This window comes from Chitinophaga sp. OAE865 (assembly GCF_040546735.1).
Classification (GTDB): Bacteria; Bacteroidota; Bacteroidia; order Chitinophagales; family Chitinophagaceae; genus Chitinophaga; species Chitinophaga polysaccharea_A.
Map to the genome: position 1 here is coordinate 2,091,304 of NZ_JBEPOF010000001.1, position 19,229 is coordinate 2,110,532.

Genomic DNA, 19,229 nt, shown 5'->3' on the forward strand with positions numbered 1-19,229 from the left:
ATTTTATCTACCAAAACACTTAAAAAAAACACGCACTTATGAAATGGTTTTCACGACTCCGCCAGTTAAAACCGGCGATTTTTCTGTTGCTGTGTATCGGGATCACAGGCATTGGCAGCCTGTCCCTGCAGGCACAGGATATTCCCGTTACCGGTAAGGTAACTGCCGCCAATGGTACGCCACTGATAGGGGTGAATGTACAGGTAGCAGGTACCAGCCGCGGCGCCGCTACTGATGTAAACGGCGCTTTTAAATTGAATGCACCCAAAGAAGCTACACTGAAATTTACCTTTATTGGTTACCTGCCAAAAGAAGTAAAAGTAAAATCTTCCACTGTTCAGGTAGTGCTGCAGGAAGATATCCAGAAACTAAACGATGTTGTGGTGGTAGGTTATGGTACACAGAAGAAAGCCACTCTCACCGGCGCCATCACCACGGTAAATATGGTAGACAAGGAAGGGCAGCCGCTTACCAACGTGAGTAACGCCCTGCATGGTGTGCCCGGCGTATTCGCCAACCTGAGCAACAGCCAGCCTGGTGTAGATCGCAGCACCATCCGTATCAGGGGAGTGAATACTTTTGGCAGTACGGATCCCAGGGCCAACGATCCGCTGGTGCTGGTAGATGGTATTGAATATTCTATGGACGAGCTCAATCCAAATGATATTGAAACCGTTACGGTACTGAAAGATGCTGCTGCTGCCATTTATGGCTCCCGTGGCTCCAACGGCGTTATCCTTGTTACCACAAAAAAAGGAAGAGGCAGTTCCCGCGTAAACTACAGCTATTATTACGGCCAGCAGAAAGCTACTTACCTGCCGGATGTGATCAGTGATCCCATTGTTTACATGAAACTGAAGAACCAGGCCCTCATTAACGAAGGCAAAGCAATCGAATACAAAGAATCTGATATCGAGGAATATCAAAAAGGAATGGCGACAGATCCTTTCACTTACCCGGCCAACAACTGGTATGATATTGCGCTGAAGAATGGTGTAATTCAAAAACATGACCTGAGCATTTCCGGCAGCGGCGAAAAGTATAATTACCGCTTATCTCTTGGTTATCTCGACAGGAACGGCATTCTTTTCGGGCCCGGTAACCATGAGAAGAAATATTCTGTAGGACTGAATGCTTCCATGGATGTAACCAAACGCCTGCGCGCCGGTATTACTATGGACGGCTATTACAGAACCTACACCACACCGTTTTACACTGATACCTGGACCTACCTGGCCCGTACATTGCCTATCCTTACAGATACGCTGCGGGACGGCCGTTATGGCAACTCCTGGCTCAGAACCGCCGGCCGTAACAACTGGGAGAACCCCCGCATGCTGGCATACAACGGGTTGCAGACAAAACAGATCCAACGTTTCCTGACCACCGTTTTTGCAGAATATAAACTGCCCTTCGATATCAACTATAATATTAAGTTCGGTGTGGATAAATACGATGGCTTGCTGAGCGGCTTCACGCCACGTATGCAGACCTTTAATCCGAAAAACGGCGATGCCATTAACTGGAATAGCCCGGCCACCGCGCCACGGTCGGCCAAAACGGATTATAACGATATGAACATCCACTTCTATAATACGCTCGACTGGAAGCACCAGTTCAAAGAGAAACATAATGTTTCCGCCATGGTGGGCGCCAGTTACGATAACTTCGATTCCGACTCCTGGGCAGCCAGTATGTATGGTTACCTGGATGGCCGGCTGGATGCGTTAAGTGCTGGTACTATCTGGAATGCAACATCGGGCAATCTTACCCGCGATGTACTGGAATCTTATTTTGGCCGTTTCAATTACGACTATGATGGGAAATACCTGCTGGAGGCTACTTTCCGTTATGATGGCTCCAGTCGCCTTGGAAGACATAGCCGTTGGGCATTTTTCCCTTCTGTATCTGCCGGCTGGCGCATTGATAAAGAATCCTTTTTTCACTCTGATTTCATAAACGTACTGAAGCTGCGGGCTTCCGTCGGCAAATTAGGCAACCAGGCCATCGCATTGTACACCACAGAGCCAACAGTAAACCTTGGTGAAGACTACAGTTTTGGCGGCGTACTGAATTCCGGTGCGGCCAAAACGGCTGATGCGGATTCCACACTTAAATGGGAAATCACCACTGCATACAATGTTGGCGTTGATCTTAACTTCTGGAATAATCGTATAGGCCTTACCGTTGATGCCTACAAAAAACGTACTGATGGTATCCTGCGCGAAGTGGGCATGCCATCACAGGTAGGAAACCTGGCCGGCGCAAAACAGAATGTGGGCGTGGTAGATAACACCGGTTTTGAAGTAACCGCCCAGTACCGGGATCATATCGGTGAAGTAGATCTGAATGTTTATGGAAGCGTTGCCTATAATAAAAACGAAGTGGTGGATCTGCATGGTGAAATTATTTATGGTTCAGGTACCATCACGCAGGCCGGATCTCCTATTGAGTCTTTTTATGTATTACAGGCAGAGGGTATTTTCCAGAGCCAGGCAGAAGTGAATGCCAGCGCAAAGCAATCTGCCAATACAAAACCAGGCTACATTAAATTCAGGGATGTTAATAACGACGGGATCATCAATGGCGATGACCGTGTAGTTGTGAACAGCTCTTCTTCCGTGCCGAAATATACTTATGGTTTCGGATTTAACGTGGGTTATAATGGGATCACCCTCAGCGCTTCCTTCCAGGGTATAGGCGGCATAAAAGTATTGCCTACCGCTAACCTGGCATATCCGTTCAATAATGGCGCCAATGCCACCTGGGAATGGACAAGGGATGCCTGGACCCCGGAGAAGCCAAACGCACGCCTGCCTATCATAACCACCAGCACCGGCAGCATCGACAATTTCCAGCGCTCTACTTTCTGGTTAAGGGATAACTCCTACCTGAGAATGAAGAATATACAGCTGGGGTATGCGCTGCCACAGCAATGGTTGTCGAAAGCAAAGATCCAGAAAGTAAGTGTGTTTATTAATGCGGAAAACCTGCTCACTTTCTCCCGTTATAAGGATTTCGATCCGGAATCCATACTGGATCAAACAACGTTGTATACTTATCCCATGTTGAAAACCTTTAACGGTGGTATTAACGTTACCTTCTAAACATCCAAATCATGAATAGTATGAAAAAGATATATCTCTTACTTTCCTGCACCGGTCTCCTGGCTGCAGGTTGCAACAAGGACCTGCTGAACACCTCCCCGCACGACCGTTACCCGGAATCAACTTTCTGGCAAACGCCGGAAGCAGCCAACGCCGGCCTGGTAGGCTGTTACTCCGTACTGCGCAACCAGGGCATATTTGGTGGTAAAACATCCAACAATGCCACTGCCCTCTGGGAAGAAACCATTTCTCCGAATGCTTATAACCAAACGGATGCAATGAGCTTTAACTCCATTGCACGTGGTACCCAGATGTCCAGCACAGGCGGTATCGTTACCTCCCGTTATTCTGATTGCTACAGCGGCATTGGGCGTTGTAATACATTTCTGAAGAAGGTAGATGAAGTGACAGCGCTTGATGAGGATACCCGGAAGACGATGAAAGGAGAGGCTTATTTCCTGCGTGGGCTTTATTACTTTATATTGGAGAATTATTATGGCGCAGTGCCGTTGATCCTGGATCCACCTGATAGAAACGCACAGGCCAAACTTCCACGTACACCACGTGCAGAAGTGGTAGCCAATGTGTTGAAAGACCTCGATATGGCTGCTTCGCGGCTGCCGGTGAAATTCACCGGGGCGGATCTCGGTCGCGCTACAAAGGGCGCTGCAATGGCACTGAAAGCAAGAGTGTTGCTGTACGAAGCCAGCCCCCTGCTAAACCCTTCCAACGATGTGGCCAAATGGAAAGCCGCAGCTGATGCAGCCAAGGCGGTAATGGACCTGGGAGGTACCGGCTACGGGCTGTTTGCAAATTACCGTGGGTTGTTCCTGCAACCCAACGAAAATAACAAGGAAGTTATTTTTGATGTGCAGTATATTTTCCCGCAACAAGGTAGTTCGTTCGACCTGATCTGTACGCAATACAATACCAACGCACCGCTGCTGGACCTGGCCAAAACCTATTACATGAACAATGGGTTGCCCATCACCGATCCGGCTTCCGGGTATAAGGCAGATAGCCCTTACCTGCGCCGTGATCCCCGTTTATACGGTACCTTCACTTATCCCGGCGATATGTACCGTGGCGCCATTATCCCTGCTACCCGCTTTGCTATTACCGGTTATGGTATGAAGAAATATAGCCTTTACGACAGCATTGCACCGCCAAAAGATAAGTCGGATCTGAAAGACGGTCAGTCTGATATTAACTTTATTGTGCTGAGATATGCCGATGTCCTGATGATGTATGCAGAAGCGCAGAACGAAGTAAGCGGCCCGGATGCCACCATCTTTGCCGCGCTCGACGCTATCCGCGACAGGGTGAAAATGCCGCATATTTCCAATACCTTATCTAAAGACGCGCTGCGTGCAGAGATCCGTCATGAGAGACGCGTGGAGTTTGCAGGGGAGGGATTGTATTACAATGATATCCGCCGTTGGAAAACTGCTGAAACAGTAATGAACGGGCCTATTGAAAATTATGCCGGTAAAAAGATAGAAACCCGTACGTTTGATAAACTACGCGACTATTGGTGGCCGATACCGGTAGGTGAAAGAGATCTGAACCCTAACCTGGAACAGAACCCGGGTTACTAATTGTCAGGTATAGTAGGGCTGACCAAAAAGTAAAAGAACGCTTTTTTGGTCAGCCTTCTTTTTCAGGTGATAATTTTCCTGAGTGCCAGAAATACTGTCTGCAATGAAGTTTTCCGGGATGTGGAACCATGCTCCTGCTGTTGTTCCGGATGTTCTTTAAAACAGGCGCCGTCATTGGTTTTTTGATGAACGCTGTAACCGGTAATGAACTGTTTTTCCGTGGCAATTAACACATTATTTGTTCCCCACGGTAACAGACTTGTTTAAATTAAACCATAACCGTTGTAAAAGGCGCAGATCCCGGGTGATAACAATGGCCTGGGCTGTGAGGCCACTCTTGTAAGAAATGGGGCGGCCGGTATTGGTCACAAGGCCGTGGTCTAGCTGTACAGTTGCCAGGAAACCACTGTCGGAGGCCACATGAGAGATATAGTTGATGGTGCCATCCACAAATCCTGCTTCCTGGTAGGGGTAAGCGTCAAAGCGCAGTTGCACCTTTAATCCTATACTTGCCTTCCCAAAATTATTTTGCGGTAAATAGGTTTCCGCGTAAAAACGGGAATCATCAGGATTAATATATCCGATTAATTTGCCGGGCTGCAGGAATTGGTTTTCCTGTAATGGAATGATAAAAAAGATATTGCCATCAACAGGTGATTGCAACACATATCTTTTTTTCCAATCGTCGATCACACTTTTAAGTGATTGCAATGCCTGCTGGAATATGATACGTTGTTGTGCGATATCATGATTCAACTGGTAGATCTCTTTCAGTTTATCGCGCTTTTGAGTTTCATTCCCAATTAATGATACTTCCAGTTGCGGTAACTGCATTTGCTTACTGAGATATTTGCTTCTTTCTACCCTGAACTCTTCTTTCGACAACACTTTTTCATCCGACAGGGCCCGGTTCATATCAAACGTTTCTTCCGCAAGCTTAACATCCTGCTCTATCAGTAATTTCTGACGTTGCATTTTTTCACTGGTGACTTCCAGTGCCCGGATATCATCCCGGAGCATATTGACTTTCCGTGGGTAGAAACCATTTACCAGGTAATCATTGAACTGTTGCCACACTGTAATAAATGACTGGTATCGTTCCTGTATCTCTCCCAAATTATTATAGGGCCTGTTAAAAAGGCCGGACACCCTGGGCACTTCACCCGACTCCAGAAAAGCAACGCTGCTATCCACCCGGCTGGAGAGTTCCATTACTTCATGATGATCGGCGGTACTTTCTATCCATCCAATGACATCTCCCCTTTTTACTTTTTCATTGTTCCGGACAAATAATTTTACCAGTCGCCCTTCCTGTCGCGGAACGATCTCTTTAGGAGCATTGGCGGCAGTGAGGGACGCACGGGTTTCAATGAAGTCGGGATACCTGATGAACCAGCTGAGGGCAAGCAGGAACACCAATATTCCCAGGAAGATGAGCAGAGCCCACCGCTCTATAAATCCTGCCTTGTGCGAGATGATCTCTTCTGCAATTTCAGAGCGCCTGTTAACGCTGCTGATTATTCTTGCCTCCTGATTCGCCTGTTCGGCGGTAACAGTCACTTCCATTGGTAGTTCTTCCATAAACATTTTTATGTGATCAGGAACCGAGTTCCAATTGATTTCTTACCAGTTCATAATATTGTCCCCTGATGGCGGTCAGACGGTCATGTGTCCCTTCCTCTGCGACTTTCCCTTTATGCAGCACGATGATGTTGTCAGCATGCCTGACGGTGCTGAGCCGGTGAGCAACGATGATCACTGTTTTTCCTTTGAAGAATCGCTGAAGATTTTCCACAATCACTTTTTCGTTATTGGCATCCAGGCTGTTGGTAGCTTCATCAAACAACAGAAATTGCGGGTCTTTATAAACCGCGCGGGCGATCAGTAAACGCTGTCGCTGGCCCTGGCTCAGCCCTACCCCTTCTGATCCCAGCAAGGCGTTAAAACCGTTGGGGAGCGTTTCTATAAAAGATAATATATTGGCCATCCTGCAACTATGGACCAGCTTTTCGTGGTCTATATATTCATCCCCTACGGCTATGTTACGTGCAATGGAATCATTAAAAATATAGCCATCCTGCAGCACAGCACCACATTGTCGTCGCCAGAATGAGGGACTGAAATGTTCGAAGCCGGTTTGCCCAATCCTGATCTCTCCTTCATAACCCTGGTACACTTTCAATAGCAGTTTCAGGAGGGTAGTTTTACCACTGCCGCTTACCCCCACAATGGCCGTGACTTTGCCTTCCGGTACGTTGAATGAAATATTTTCCAGCACGGGGTCATTACCGGCGCCGGGATAAGTGAAAGACAATTCTTTTAGATGAATACCGGTATTTTCCGGCAGATAGTTCATCATCATTTTGCCTGCAGGTTCCTCATCTTCCATTTGATGGATCTCGTTGAGGCGCTCCATACTGATTTTTGCATCCTGGATACTTTGCGATAAGCCGATAAACTGTTGCACCGGAGCGCTTAACTGACCAATGATATATTGAACGGCCAGCATAGCGCCAAAGGTGAGCTGCCCTTGTACTACCAACTGCGCCACCATAAAACTGATCACAATATCTTTTCCCTGGTTGATGAACAAAGCCCCTGTAGACTGCCATTGCCCATAGTTCAGGCTTTTGAAGTTGAGTTTGAATACACTGGCCTGAATACTTTCCCATTCCCAGCGCTTTCTCCGCTCCGCATTGTTCAGCCGTATTTCCTGCATGCCCTGAATCAATTCCAGCGTCGCATTATTTTCTTTGGCCGCTACATGAAAGATTTCGTAGTTGATCTTACGCCTGATGCGCAGGAATAACCTGATCCACGCAAAATACAACAGGTTGCCAAGGGTGAATACCAGGAATAGCGGAATACTATAGATGATCAGTATCACTGAGTAGATAAGGAAGTTGAGCACAGAGAAGGCAGTAGTGATGGCTTCCCCTGTAAAGAATTCCTGTATCTGCCTGTTGTCGCCGATCCGTTGCAGCACATCACCGGTATGCCGGGTATCAAAGTAAGCCAGCGGTAGCCGGGTGAGCTTGATCCAGAAATCAGATAATATGGAGATATTGATGCTATTGGAGATCCGGAGCTGTAAACGGCTGCGGATAAATCCCACCACGGTGCTGCTAAACGTGAGCATCAGCTGTGCGATCAACACCATAGAAATGTATTGCATATTCCTGGTATTGATACCCGTATCTACCATGCTCTGGGTAAGGAAAGGTAATACCAGCTGCAACAGGGAGCCGATCAGCAACGCAATAAAGATTTGGGAGAGCTGCCACCTGCTTTGCCGGAGATATTGCGTAACCCTGCTCCAGGTGAGCTTCTGTTCCTCTTCTCCCGTAGCTGCATAAAATGAAGGAGTAGGTTCCAACAGCAGCACAGTACCGATATCTTCATTGCCTTCCAGATTGTTGGAAACCCAGTGACGTTCTAATTCTTTTTTTGTGTATGTAAGTATCCCTTTTGCAGGATCGGCTACTTTCGCGCCTTTTTGATCCACTTCAATCAGTATCAGGAAATGGTTCTGATCCCAATGCAATATAGCCGGCAATGGCGCGCTTTGCAATTTACTGTAACTAATCTGTACGCCCCTGGTACGGAAACCGATCTTCTCTGCTACGTCACTGATGCCCAGCAAAGAAACACCGGTCTTGCTGAAACCTGCCAGTTCCCTGATGGTATCGGCATTATAATGCTTCCCGTAATGCTTAGCGATCATTCTTAAACAGGTAGGCCCACAATCCATTGTATTCAACTGTTTGTAAAAGATAAACGACATAGTGAAGATGAATATTTTTTTGGGTTAAAAGGGGCATATTGATAGCCATCGAAAATTTCATTGTTCTAAAAGTGATATAATATTAGGAGAAATTTCTTGCTGAAAAAAAATTTTGCCGGAAAGTTTTTTTCTCCTAGTTTCGATTTAGGTTCATGGATACCCGTTTCAACAACAGTGAATAATTCTGGAACGATTTGTCGATGTGATGATCACCCTGATCACCTCTTTTTTAATCTGTCAGTGAGCAATATACACAATGATTGATTGTTATTTGCGTTCTCTGTTTGTGCTTTGTTAAACCTTTTTAATCCGTGAATATTGTATTGTTTTGTTTGATAACTCATAACTGAATCCTTTGATTTCCTTTTTCAACAAGCCGTTATTACCCGAAAGAAGTGGACCGGAAGCTGCAAAGCTCCTGCTGCAGCTGCTCCATGTGCAGGTATCGCAGGATACGCTCTTCAAAGAAATGGAAGAGCATCCTGATCACACCAGCCTTGCCTGTATCAGCGATGTGCTCAGTCGGTTCGGAGTAGAAAATATTACGGCACGCTTTGAGCCGGAAAAATTCATCCAGGTACCTGGGCCCTTTATTACACAGATCAGAAGTAGTACAGGCAAGGATCAGTTTTTTACCGTCGTTAAAACAATAACAGCGGATAGCATCCATTTTTTTGAGCCGGAGAAAAAATGTTGGGTAACACAACAACTGCAAGACTTTTTTGATCGTTGCCAGGGCATCCTGCTAATGGCCGAAGCCACGTCAGGAGCAGGTGAGAAAGACTATCAGAGAAAAGTAAGGGAAAAAAACGAGGAGCGAATCAAACGATACCTGCTGATCTTCAGCGTGCCTGCTGTCACCTTGTTTACCGTAGCGGCAACTGTTAGTGAAGGAGGTGCTGGTGCTATACTACCTTGCCTGTTCTTATTACTACTACTCGCCGGTGCTGTTGTCTCCACTTTGTTGCTTTGGTATGAGTGGGATCAGGATCATCCTGTATTACAACAGATCTGCCATGCAGGTAGTGGCGCCAACTGCCATGCAGTGCTTCAGTCCTCCGCATCGAAGATCGCGGGCATTAGCTGGAGTACAATCTCGTTCAGTTATTTTGGAGGTGGCCTTCTCTTACTGCTGATGTCGGGCCTGCATCCTGCGGGCCTGTCGATTGTTGCCTGGATGAACGTGATGGCATTGCCTTATACAGTTTTTTCCATCTATTATCAATGGCGCATCGCCAGACAATGGTGTGTATTATGCCTTGCCGTGCAGGCCATCCTGCTGTTACAGTTTGCCACTGCCTGTACAACCGGTTGGTACAGTACGCCATTCGGCGATATAGACCTGGTGCAGGTTATCTTATGCTTTCTGCTGCCATTTGTCGTGGCCAGTTTACTGGTGCCTGCCTACCGGTCGGCCGCCATTGGTAAGCGCCATTACATTGCCCTTCAAAGGTTGAAACACAACCCCCAATTTTTTGATGGAGTACTGAGTAAGCAGAAAATGATCACTTCAGGCACGGAAGGACTGGGCATCAATCTCGGCAACCCCGCGGCGCCCTACCAGATCGTCAAGGTATGTAATCCCTATTGTGCTCCTTGCGCACAAAGCCACGTGGTGATCGATGAATTGCTTAGCAATAACCCGGATGTTCAGGTGAAGATTATATTCGCTGCCAGCAGCCAGCCAGAAGATATCAAAGCACCTCCGGTTAAGCACTTGCTGGCTATTGCCGGTAAAGAAGATGAGAGTTTGCTCAAACAGGCACTCGACGACTGGTACCTGGCCCCGGAAAAGGAATATACCAGCTTTGCAACCAAATACCCCATGAACGGCGAGTTAAACATGCAGGACGATAAGATAAAAGCAATGGAACAATGGTGCAGCCAAATGGAGATCTCATTCACTCCCGTATTTTTTATTAATGGATATCAATTGCCTGAAATATACAGTGTAAGCGATCTGAAATATTTCCTTACTGTTTAAACTCGAGTAACAACAGCAAGGAATATTCTTTATCCCTGATGGATAAAGTCTCATTTTGTTAATTATCAAAGTACAAACATGAAAAACCTACAGTTAAAAGCAATGCAGTTTGGTGCAAATGAGATCCTCACCAGACAGCAATTGAAGAACACCATTGGTGGCACTGCGCAAGCTACTTGCCGATGTCGTGACGAACGGCAGTGGATTACTTTTACCGCTGATAACCACGCGAAACTCATAGACAAGATCAACGCCCGTTGCCCCGACAAGGTAACGAGCCTCGAGTTGGCCTACAGGTGCAGAATAAATTAAATCATGGGGCTGACTAAAAAGTGAAATGTAGGTGCTGAGAATGGCGTGCACGCTGTTTTGTCTCCATCGCCTACCCGAGAGGGTGCCTTTTTTTGTCAGCCCCTTTTTTAACCGGTCTGTTTATGGACGAATCGATTTAAACGCCGCCCGCAACTCTGCGGCATACAATTCCGGCTCTTCCCACGATGCAAAGTGGCCTCCTTTATTTACTTCATTAAAATAAACCGGTTTCGGAGCGGAGGTACCAGTGCCTATCATCCCCGTATGATGATTAAGATATTACTAAATGCATATTCAGTTAAAATTTACACCGGTCGTCGTACTGCCGGGGCATTACGGCAAGATGTTGCCTTCGGGTGGTTGGCAGGCCACAACCGTCCTGGTTTTCGGACGATCAATAATTTTCGTAGTGGGTGCTTAAAACGACAATTGAGGAGCTATTTACGCAAAAGCAATGGAACAATGGTGCAGCCAAATGGAGATCTCATTCACTCCCGTATTTTTTATTAATGGATATCAATTGCCTGAAATATACAGTGTAAGCGATCTGAAATATTTTCTTACTGTTTAAACTCGAGTAACAACAGCAAGGAATATTCTTTATCCCTGACGGATAAAGTCTCATTCTGTTAATCATCAAAGTAAAAACATGAAAAAACTACAATTAAAAGCAATGCAGTTTGGTGCAAATGAGATCCTCACCAGACAACAGTTGAAGAACACCATTGGTGGCTATGCTTGCTTATGTCAGAACGCAGGGCCACGCCCCCCTAAATTGACGCAGGGCGCGAATGAAACCATCCTCCAGTTTAAAGCTAGAGTCATAGCCCGTTGCGGCGCAGGAAACTTTACCTGCGGCTTGTAGTGACCTTGATTTTAATTAAATCATGGGGCTGACTAAAAAGTGAAATGAAGGCGCTAGGAACGGCGTACAAGCTGTTTTGTTTCCATCGCCTGCCCTAGAGAGGGGTTGACTTTTGGGTCAGCCCCTTTTTTAACCGGTCTGTTTATGGACGAAGCGATTTAAACGCCGTCCGCAGCTCTGCGGCATACAATTCCGGCTCTTCCCACGATGCAAAGTGGCCTCCTTTATTTACTTCATTGAAATAAACCAGTTTCGGATAGGCCCGCTCCGCCCATGTTTTAAGCGCCTGATAAATTTCTCCGGGAAATACGGTAATGGCAACGGGCACTTTAATATCAGCTGTTTTCTGTTCTGCTGCGTTAAAGTTGTTGTTGTTATTTTCCCGGTACAACTGTGTACCGGAAACGGCGGTATTCGTAAGCCAATACAGCATGATGTCGTCCATTATCTCATCTTTTGTCAGCGACTTCATTGCATTTGCATCGCTGTAAATCCATCTCAAAAACATCCATACAGCTGCCTGAAAGTCAAAATTGACCACAAAAACACTGTTTACTTCTTTTGAATTGCTCTACAGTTATTTATGCCCAAAAAAACTATAAAGCCAGTCGAAAAAAATTGAGGCTGACCAAAAAGCCCTTTTTTACTTTTGGGTCAGCCAGAAACGGGCTTCTGTATGGCAGCTGTTTTATTTTGCCCGTAAGCATATTATCTTCAATGCGGCCGTCTGTAATATGCCGGGCCAAAGTGATTGCCGGATGCCATTTTATTGAACTTTCCGGGAATATAAAGCAAAACATAGGGTATCAGTGGATTTTTTATCAGGGAGATATAAAAAGGGAATATTATTTTTGTCGGAATAGAATAGGACAGCAGCTATTGCTTTCCCGGAAAAACACTATTAACAGTGACAACTTAATTAACCCTTATGAACCACGTATTTGAACAGATTTATGAGATGGAGGCAGTGAGCGGATTATCCAAACATGAACAACTGGTAAATGGTATTTTAAATGCCATACAAAATAAAGGGCTTGCACAGGGCGATATGCTGCCTTCTGTGAATGAGCTGATCAATGAATTCGGGTTCGCCCGGGAAACAATTGCCAAGGCCTACAAGGAACTGGTAAGCCGGGGAATTGTGGAGCCCAGGAACCGCGTTGGGTTTTTCGTGGCCAATGTGAATATAAAGCAACACCTGCGCATCGCATTGGTGCTATTTGCATTCGATGCTTTCCAGGAGATGTTCTATAAAACATTTCGTGCCGGTTTGGGAAAAGATGTGCATATAGATATTTTCTTCCACCACAATAACATAGAAGTACTGCAAAGCATTGTGAACAGCGTGAAAGGTAAATACGGCATGTACGTGGTAGCGCCCATCCCGCATAACAAAACTGCCGGCATCCTGGGCACGCTCCCGATGGATAAGTTCCTGATGATTGACCGTTATGAACCCATTCCGGGTGATTATTCCTATGTAGCGCAGGAGTTTAAACATGCCTCCTATAAAGCCTTTTCTGCGCTGGCAGGCGTGATCAAACAATATAAAGGCATGATATATTATCATCGCCCGGTGGCAGATACACCCATAGAAATTCTCCAGGCGTTTAAGAAGTTTGTAAAAGATTTTAATATTAAAAGTGAGATAAAGCCCGAATACCTTCCCGGCACCCTCGAAAAGGGAAAGGTATATTTCACTATTAACAACGCAGAGCTTTGGACCATGCTCAAAGACTGTAAACAGATGAAACTAAAACCGGGCAAAGACATCGGTATCCTGTCGCACAACGACGACATTGTAAAAGAACTGATCTTCGACGGTATCACCACCTATACTACCGATTTCAAACTGATGGCGGAAAAGGCCGCTGCTTTTGTATTAACCCGGGAGAAGATCCGGGAAATCATTCCCACTGTACTCATCAGGAGGAAGTCGTTATAACCCCACTTTATTAATTGCCGCGCAAAAGGGACCGTTGTTAAACGTGCCCTTATGCCTGTTCTGGTACTCTTTTAGCCTAACCTGATTGCCGTTTAACCTGCTCCCCGTTTTTTTGCGGATACGCAAAAAATAATCGCGCATTTCTTTTGGCGGTTATGAAAAAAATATATATTTGCTATAGGATAGTATAGGATAGTACAGAATAGAATTCCTATTTCACGTGATACCAGAATCAATCATTAATTACTTAGGATCAGTTTCCAGGTTAAGATGGAATGAATGAAGTAAACGTTATGAAATAAAACTTTTTTCTCCCTTTTATTGCTGAATGCCACGTACACTCATGATGGCCGTTTGCCCCGCCGGGCGCGGAAAACACCGTTATGCACATAAACGCACGTTATGTTTTTTTATTCTTCCAATAATTGCTCTTAATATGTTCAGGAAATTTACTTGCTACAAGAAGAGATTTATTGCCGTGTTGCCAACGGCATTATCCGCTCCCTGCTACCTTTTGATCCTGCTGTTTATGATAATGGCAGGAAGCGCCACTGCGCAAACACCCGCCCGGGTAACTATTACGGGGTCGGTGTCCGATACCGCCGGAAGGGCGCTGGAAGGCGCCACCATTGCTGTAGACGGCAGAAGCTCCGCTGGAACAGCCACCGACAGGAATGGTAAATTTATCCTTGATGTAGCAGTAGGCGCTACCATCCAGGTAACTTTCGTAGGCTTTATTGAACAACGCTTCGTGGTAAACGCCACACAAAAAGATTATCACATCCGGCTGAAAAGTGTGATCGCTTCGGTAGATGAAGTAGTGGTAACGGCATTCGGCCGCAAACAAAGAAAAGAAGCCGTAGTAGGCTCTGTTACCAGCATCAATCCCGGCGACCTGAAGATCCCCACCAGTAACCTTACCAATGCCCTGGCCGGGCAGATGGCCGGCGTAATCGCCTTCCAGCGGGGAGGGCAGCCCGGGGCCGATAACTCACAGTTCTTTATCCGCGGGGTTACCACCCTCGGGTACAGCGCCAGCCCCCTCATCCTGGTGGATAACGTGGAGCTGAGCGCCAATGACCTGGCCCGCCTGCAGGTAGATGATATCGCCAGCTTTTCTATCCTGAAAGATGCCAGCGCAGCAGCCCTCTACGGCGCCAGGGGCGCCAATGGCGTGATCCTCGTTACTACCAAGGAAGGTAAGCCGGGCAAAGCCAGGGTAAGCGTTCGCCTGGAAGATGCCATTTCCACACCCACACAAAACCTGAAACTGGCAGATCCTATCACCTTCATGAAACAATACAATGAAGCTGTAACAACCAGGAACCCACTTGCTACACCCTATTTCACCCCCAATACCATACTCGCTACCCAGGCTACCATCGATAAAGCACCGGGCAGTAATCCGTATGTATACCCGGCGGTAGACTGGATGAAGACATTGTTCAAAGACCAGACCACCACCAAACGCGCTAACTTCAGCGTACAGGGAGGATCTGATGTTACCAAATATTATATGGCCGGATCCTATTCCCGCGACAACGGTATCTTACAGGTAAACCCGGTGAATAATTTTAACTCCGGGATGAAGTTTGAAAACTACCAGCTACGCTCCAATGTGAACGTAAAGATCACCAAAACAACGGAGGCAGTGGTACGCCTCTGGGGTAACTTCAACGACTATACGGGGCCTATTACCGGCGATGCTTCCGGTTTGGCCACCGACCTGTACTCAAGAGCGCTGCATACCAGTCCCGTGGCATTTCCTGCCTACTATGAACCGGATGCAAATAATGTGAATACCAAACATATCCTGTTCGGCAGCGCTTATGGCAACGATGGTTCCCTGCTGAATAATCCCTACGCCAGCCTGATGTACGGGTATAAGAACTTTTCAGAATCCAGGATGTCGGCGCAGTTTGAACTGAACCAGGACTTTAACTTCCTAACAGAAGGGCTCACCTTCAGGGGTATTTTTAGTACCAACCGTTACTCTTATTTTGATCTGAGCCGTTCCTACAAACCATTTTATTATGGTGTGGGAAGCTACGATCCCGATGCCAATACCTATGTGCTTAACTGGCTGAACAGCTCACCTGGCCAGGCCCAGGAGTTTCTCGGGTATTCAGAGGGCGCCAAAAATATTTATAGCTATATCTATTTGCAGGGCGCACTGGATTATAACCGCGACTTTGGAAAAAATAACCTGAGCGGCACACTGATTGGTACCCGGCAGCAAACGCTATACGGCAATGCAGGAAGTTTGTTAGGATCCCTTCCTTACAGGAACCTGGGCTTTTCCGGCCGCGCTACCTACTCATTCGATAAGAAATATTTCCTTGAATTTAACTTCGGTTATAATGGCTCGGAAAGATTTGCACCACAACACCGCTGGGGATTCTTTCCCACTATCGGTGGCGCCTGGGTGGTATCCAACGAATCATTCTGGGAAGGTGGTATCGCTAAAATCATTTCCCGCCTGAAGGTCCGCGGAAGCTATGGCCTGGTGGGGAACGACAATATCGGCAACCAGCGCTTTTTCTATCTTTCCAGCGTAACGCCGGATGATGGCAACGGCCCCGGCGCCACTTTTGGCACTAACAACAGCTTTACCCTCAAAGGCACTACCATACAGGCATACCCCAACCCGGATGTAACCTGGGAAACTTCCAGAAAAGGTAACCTTGCAGTGGAAATGACCATTGCCGATAAACTGAATGTAACAGCGGAAGTATACAATGAGAACCGTTATAATATCCTGATCAGGCGTGGCTACATCCCTGTTACCGCAGGTATCGAAGGCTCTGCCTCCGCCAATCTCCAGGCAAACCTCGGTAAAGTGGATTCAAAAGGATTTGATCTTCATCTTGATTACAAACAGAATTTTTCAAAAGATATGTGGTTATCTGTGATGGCCAACCTCACGGTAACAGATAACAAGGTGCGATATTATGAAGAACCGGAGTATAAATATGCTTACCGTTTCTCTACCGGTAACCCGGTTAACCAGCAGTTTGGATATGTGGCAGAACGGCTTTTTGTAGATGATAAAGAAGCCGCCAACTCACCCGTGCAGAACTTTGGCAGCGAGTTTCCCAAAGGCGGTGATATCAAGTACAGGGATATTAATGGTGATGGCGTAATTAATCAGGACGACCAGGTACCCATCGGCCTTCCTACCACACCGCAGATCATTTATGGTTTCGGTTTTTCATTCGGGTATAAAAGCTTTGATGTAAGCGCCTTTTTCCAGGGACTGGCCAGGGAATCTTTTTTCATTGATCCCAAAGCTACAGCGCCATTTGCAGATAATGCCCAGCTGCTGCAGGTGTATGCAGATAATCACTGGTCTGAGGAAAACCAGAACCTGTACGCTCTTTGGCCGCGCTTGTCGACCACGCACATTGCCAACAACGAACAAAGCAGCACCTGGTGGTTGCGCGACGGCAGTTTTATGCGGTTGAAGTCTGTTGAAATGGGTTATTCACTGCCCAAAAGATGGATCGCACCATTGAAGTTAACCAGCTTCCGTGTGTATTTCAGTGGCCTGAACCTGCTCACCTTCAGCAAATTCAAACTGTGGGATCCTGAGCAGGCGGGTAACGGCTTTGCTTACCCTATCCAGAAAGTATTCAACCTGGGCGTAAATCTTAATTTCTAAGTATAAAAAATATAAAACAATGAGATTTTTTAAAAGAACATTGTTGGTAGTATTGCCGGTCATCTTATCAGTATCCTGTAAAAAATACTTAGATGTAACACCGGATAATGTGGCTACGCTGAACAGTTCATTTGCCAACGCAAATGAAACACAGGCTTACCTGTTTGGTTGTTATTCCAACATGCAGGGCCTGGCGGATGTAAGGCGCAATGCGGGTTTTACCAGCTCCGGTGAAGTGATTTTCCCGATAGACCTGCTGGATAAGAACACACTCGGCGGCGCAGGCGGTGATAATGGTTTTAATGTGATGCGCGGCCTGCAGAACAGCCCCAATCCTTTATTAAACTTCTGGGATGGTTATAACATGGGATTAAACCTGTGGCAATCCATCCGCATGTGCAATACCTTTCTCGACAACGTAGACCAGCCGCTGGACCTGCCACAGTTCCAACGCAACAGGTGGGTGGCGGAAGCAAAATTCCTGAAGGCGTATTATCATTACTGGCTTATCAGGATGTATGGTCCCATTCCAATTTCTGATGTGGCATTACCGGTAAATACGCCCACGGAAGAAACCCGGCTGAAACAACAATCCGTCGACTCCTGCTTTGGCTATGTAGTAAGCCTGCTGGACCAGGCCATTCCCGACCTGCCGGATGTGATCCAGAATGCAGGAGCAGAAGCAGGACGTATTACCTCCGTAATTGCAAAAGCCGTGAAAGCAGAGGTACTGGCTACGCAGGCAAGCCCGTTGTTTAACGGCAACCCTGATTATGCCGCTATCAAAGGAAAAGAAGGACAAAGCCTTTTCCCCGTAGCCTATGATGCCTCAAAATGGCAACGCGCCGCTACCGCCTGTAAAGCAGCCATTGATGCGGCGGTGGCCACAGGCGCCGCTATTTACCAGTTCAGGGCCAGCGGCGGGATTGTACATATGTCCGACAGTACCAAACAACTGGTAACACTGCAGGGCGCCGTTACCGACCCGTGGAACACCGAACAGGTATGGACCCTCAACCCCCAATTCGGATGGCAGTACATGGCTTCACCAAGAGTTACGGCGGATGCAGCCTCCAACGGTTTTGCGGTGTATTCCAACTTCTCCGTTCCAATAGCGCAATCCGAATTGTTCTATACACAAAACGGCGTGCCTATAAATGAAGACAGGACCTGGGATTACGCCAACCGCTATAAAACACAGGCCGGCGACGATGCCCACAGGTATTATATCCGCAAGGGTTATACCACCGCCCGTGGCAACTTCTACCGGGAAGCCCGCTACTACGCAGATGTAGCCTTTGACGGCAGCATCTGGTTCGGCTCCGCCAATACCGACGATAACAACGCCAATTATGTAAATGCCGTGAATGGTTTTGCTGCGTATACCCCTACCCGTTATAACATCACCGGCTATTGGCCAAAGAAACTGGTGCCATGGCAAACAGCTTTCGGTCAAACTACCGTGCAAACCAACTACTCCTGGCCCTTCATGCGCTTGCCGGCCCTATGGCTCCTGTATGCAGAATGCTTGAATGAAGTGAGCGGCCCCGGTGCGGAAGTGTACAGCTATATCGACAAAGTAAGGGAAAGAGCCGGTTTACCGGGAGTAGTACAGGCCTGGTCCAACTTCTCCCGAAATCCCACCAAATACAGCTCCAAAGAAGGGCTAAGAGCCATCATCCACCAGGAAAGAAGAATAGAACTGGCCTTTGAAGGACAGGCAGGATGGGATCTCCGGAGATGGAAAGAACTGCAGGCAGTGCTCAACGGACCTTTCCAGGGCTGGAATGCAAAACAGCGCACTATACAAGGTTTCTACCAGCTCACCAACGTATACCAACCGGTATTCGGGCTGAGGGATTACCTGTTCCCCATCCAGGACTACGACATGCTGACCAATCCCAACCTGGTACAAACACCATACTGGTGATAACAGGCAGGTAAGGACAAAATCATTTCAAACCAGTTTTAAT

Annotated in this window: 12 protein-coding genes; 8 read left to right on the forward strand and 4 right to left on the reverse strand. The window is 46.9% G+C overall.

The genetic code is table 11. The features are described 5' to 3' along the window. The first annotated feature begins 38 nt into the window (after positions 1 to 38). Together ABIE50_RS08720 and ABIE50_RS08725 are read left to right on the forward strand one after the other, a co-directional pair. Positions 39 to 3,107 carry a SusC/RagA family TonB-linked outer membrane protein gene (locus ABIE50_RS08720; RefSeq protein ID WP_209864518.1) on the forward strand — a complete coding sequence of 1,023 codons (3,069 nt, stop codon included), beginning with the start codon at positions 39 to 41 and terminating at the stop codon, positions 3,105 to 3,107. A 20-nt stretch (positions 3,108 to 3,127) separates the two neighbouring features. Continuing rightward, a complete protein-coding gene (locus ABIE50_RS08725) occupies positions 3,128 to 4,705 on the forward strand; it encodes a RagB/SusD family nutrient uptake outer membrane protein (RefSeq protein WP_209864515.1) in 1,578 nt (525 codons plus the stop codon). Positions 4,706 to 4,939: 234 nt separating this feature from the next. On the opposite strand, the gene ABIE50_RS08730 is transcribed toward ABIE50_RS08725, so the two are convergent. Both ABIE50_RS08730 and ABIE50_RS08735 read right to left on the reverse strand, forming a co-directional pair. Then, positions 4,940 to 6,286, reverse strand: a complete 1,347-nt coding sequence (locus tag ABIE50_RS08730; RefSeq protein WP_209864512.1) for an HlyD family secretion protein — start codon at positions 6,284 to 6,286, stop codon at positions 4,940 to 4,942. Between the two features lie 16 nt (positions 6,287 to 6,302). Continuing rightward, positions 6,303 to 8,489 carry a peptidase domain-containing ABC transporter gene (locus ABIE50_RS08735; RefSeq protein ID WP_209864509.1) on the reverse strand — a complete coding sequence of 729 codons (2,187 nt, stop codon included), beginning with the start codon at positions 8,487 to 8,489 and terminating at the stop codon, positions 6,303 to 6,305. A gap of 355 nt (positions 8,490 to 8,844) precedes the next feature. Here ABIE50_RS08735 and ABIE50_RS08740 point away from each other — a divergent pair, with 355 nt between their 5' ends. Further along, positions 8,845 to 10,473, forward strand: coding sequence for a vitamin K epoxide reductase family protein (locus ABIE50_RS08740; RefSeq protein ID WP_209864506.1), 1,629 nt, complete (start codon positions 8,845 to 8,847; stop codon positions 10,471 to 10,473). Between the two features lie 93 nt (positions 10,474 to 10,566). Here the strand turns inward: ABIE50_RS08740 and ABIE50_RS08745 are convergent, their stop codons facing one another. Continuing rightward, complete coding sequence (locus ABIE50_RS08745) at positions 10,567 to 10,836, reverse strand: hypothetical protein (protein WP_209864503.1); 270 nt, start codon at positions 10,834 to 10,836, stop codon at positions 10,567 to 10,569. Positions 10,837 to 10,977: 141 nt separating this feature from the next. Between ABIE50_RS08745 and ABIE50_RS08750 the strand changes: the two genes are divergently transcribed. After that, positions 10,978 to 11,295, forward strand: coding sequence for a transposase (locus ABIE50_RS08750; RefSeq protein WP_354027934.1), 318 nt, complete (start codon positions 10,978 to 10,980; stop codon positions 11,293 to 11,295). A 139-nt stretch (positions 11,296 to 11,434) separates the two neighbouring features. Beyond that, a complete protein-coding gene (locus ABIE50_RS08755) occupies positions 11,435 to 11,650 on the forward strand; it encodes a hypothetical protein (protein WP_209864496.1) in 216 nt (71 codons plus the stop codon). Between the two features lie 142 nt (positions 11,651 to 11,792). Here ABIE50_RS08755 and ABIE50_RS08760 read toward each other — a convergent pair whose 3' ends face one another. After that, the gene (locus ABIE50_RS08760; RefSeq protein WP_209864493.1) at positions 11,793 to 12,191 is read right to left on the reverse strand and encodes a hypothetical protein; all 399 of its coding nucleotides are present in this window, start codon (positions 12,189 to 12,191) and stop codon (positions 11,793 to 11,795) included. 387 nt (positions 12,192 to 12,578) lie between these two features. Between ABIE50_RS08760 and ABIE50_RS08765 the strand changes: the two genes are divergently transcribed. The 3 genes from ABIE50_RS08765 (at position 12,579) to ABIE50_RS08775 (ending at position 19,186) form a co-directional block, all read left to right on the forward strand. After that, positions 12,579 to 13,595, forward strand: a complete 1,017-nt coding sequence (locus ABIE50_RS08765) for a GntR family transcriptional regulator (protein WP_209864490.1) — start codon at positions 12,579 to 12,581, stop codon at positions 13,593 to 13,595. Between the two features lie 436 nt (positions 13,596 to 14,031). Continuing rightward, on the forward strand, positions 14,032 to 17,256 hold the full coding sequence (locus ABIE50_RS08770; RefSeq protein ID WP_260607319.1) for a SusC/RagA family TonB-linked outer membrane protein: 3,225 nt from the start codon (positions 14,032 to 14,034) through the stop codon (positions 17,254 to 17,256). Between the two features lie 19 nt (positions 17,257 to 17,275). Further along, positions 17,276 to 19,186, forward strand: a complete 1,911-nt coding sequence (locus ABIE50_RS08775; RefSeq protein ID WP_209864487.1) for a RagB/SusD family nutrient uptake outer membrane protein — start codon at positions 17,276 to 17,278, stop codon at positions 19,184 to 19,186. Positions 19,187 to 19,229: the final 43 nt, after the last annotated feature.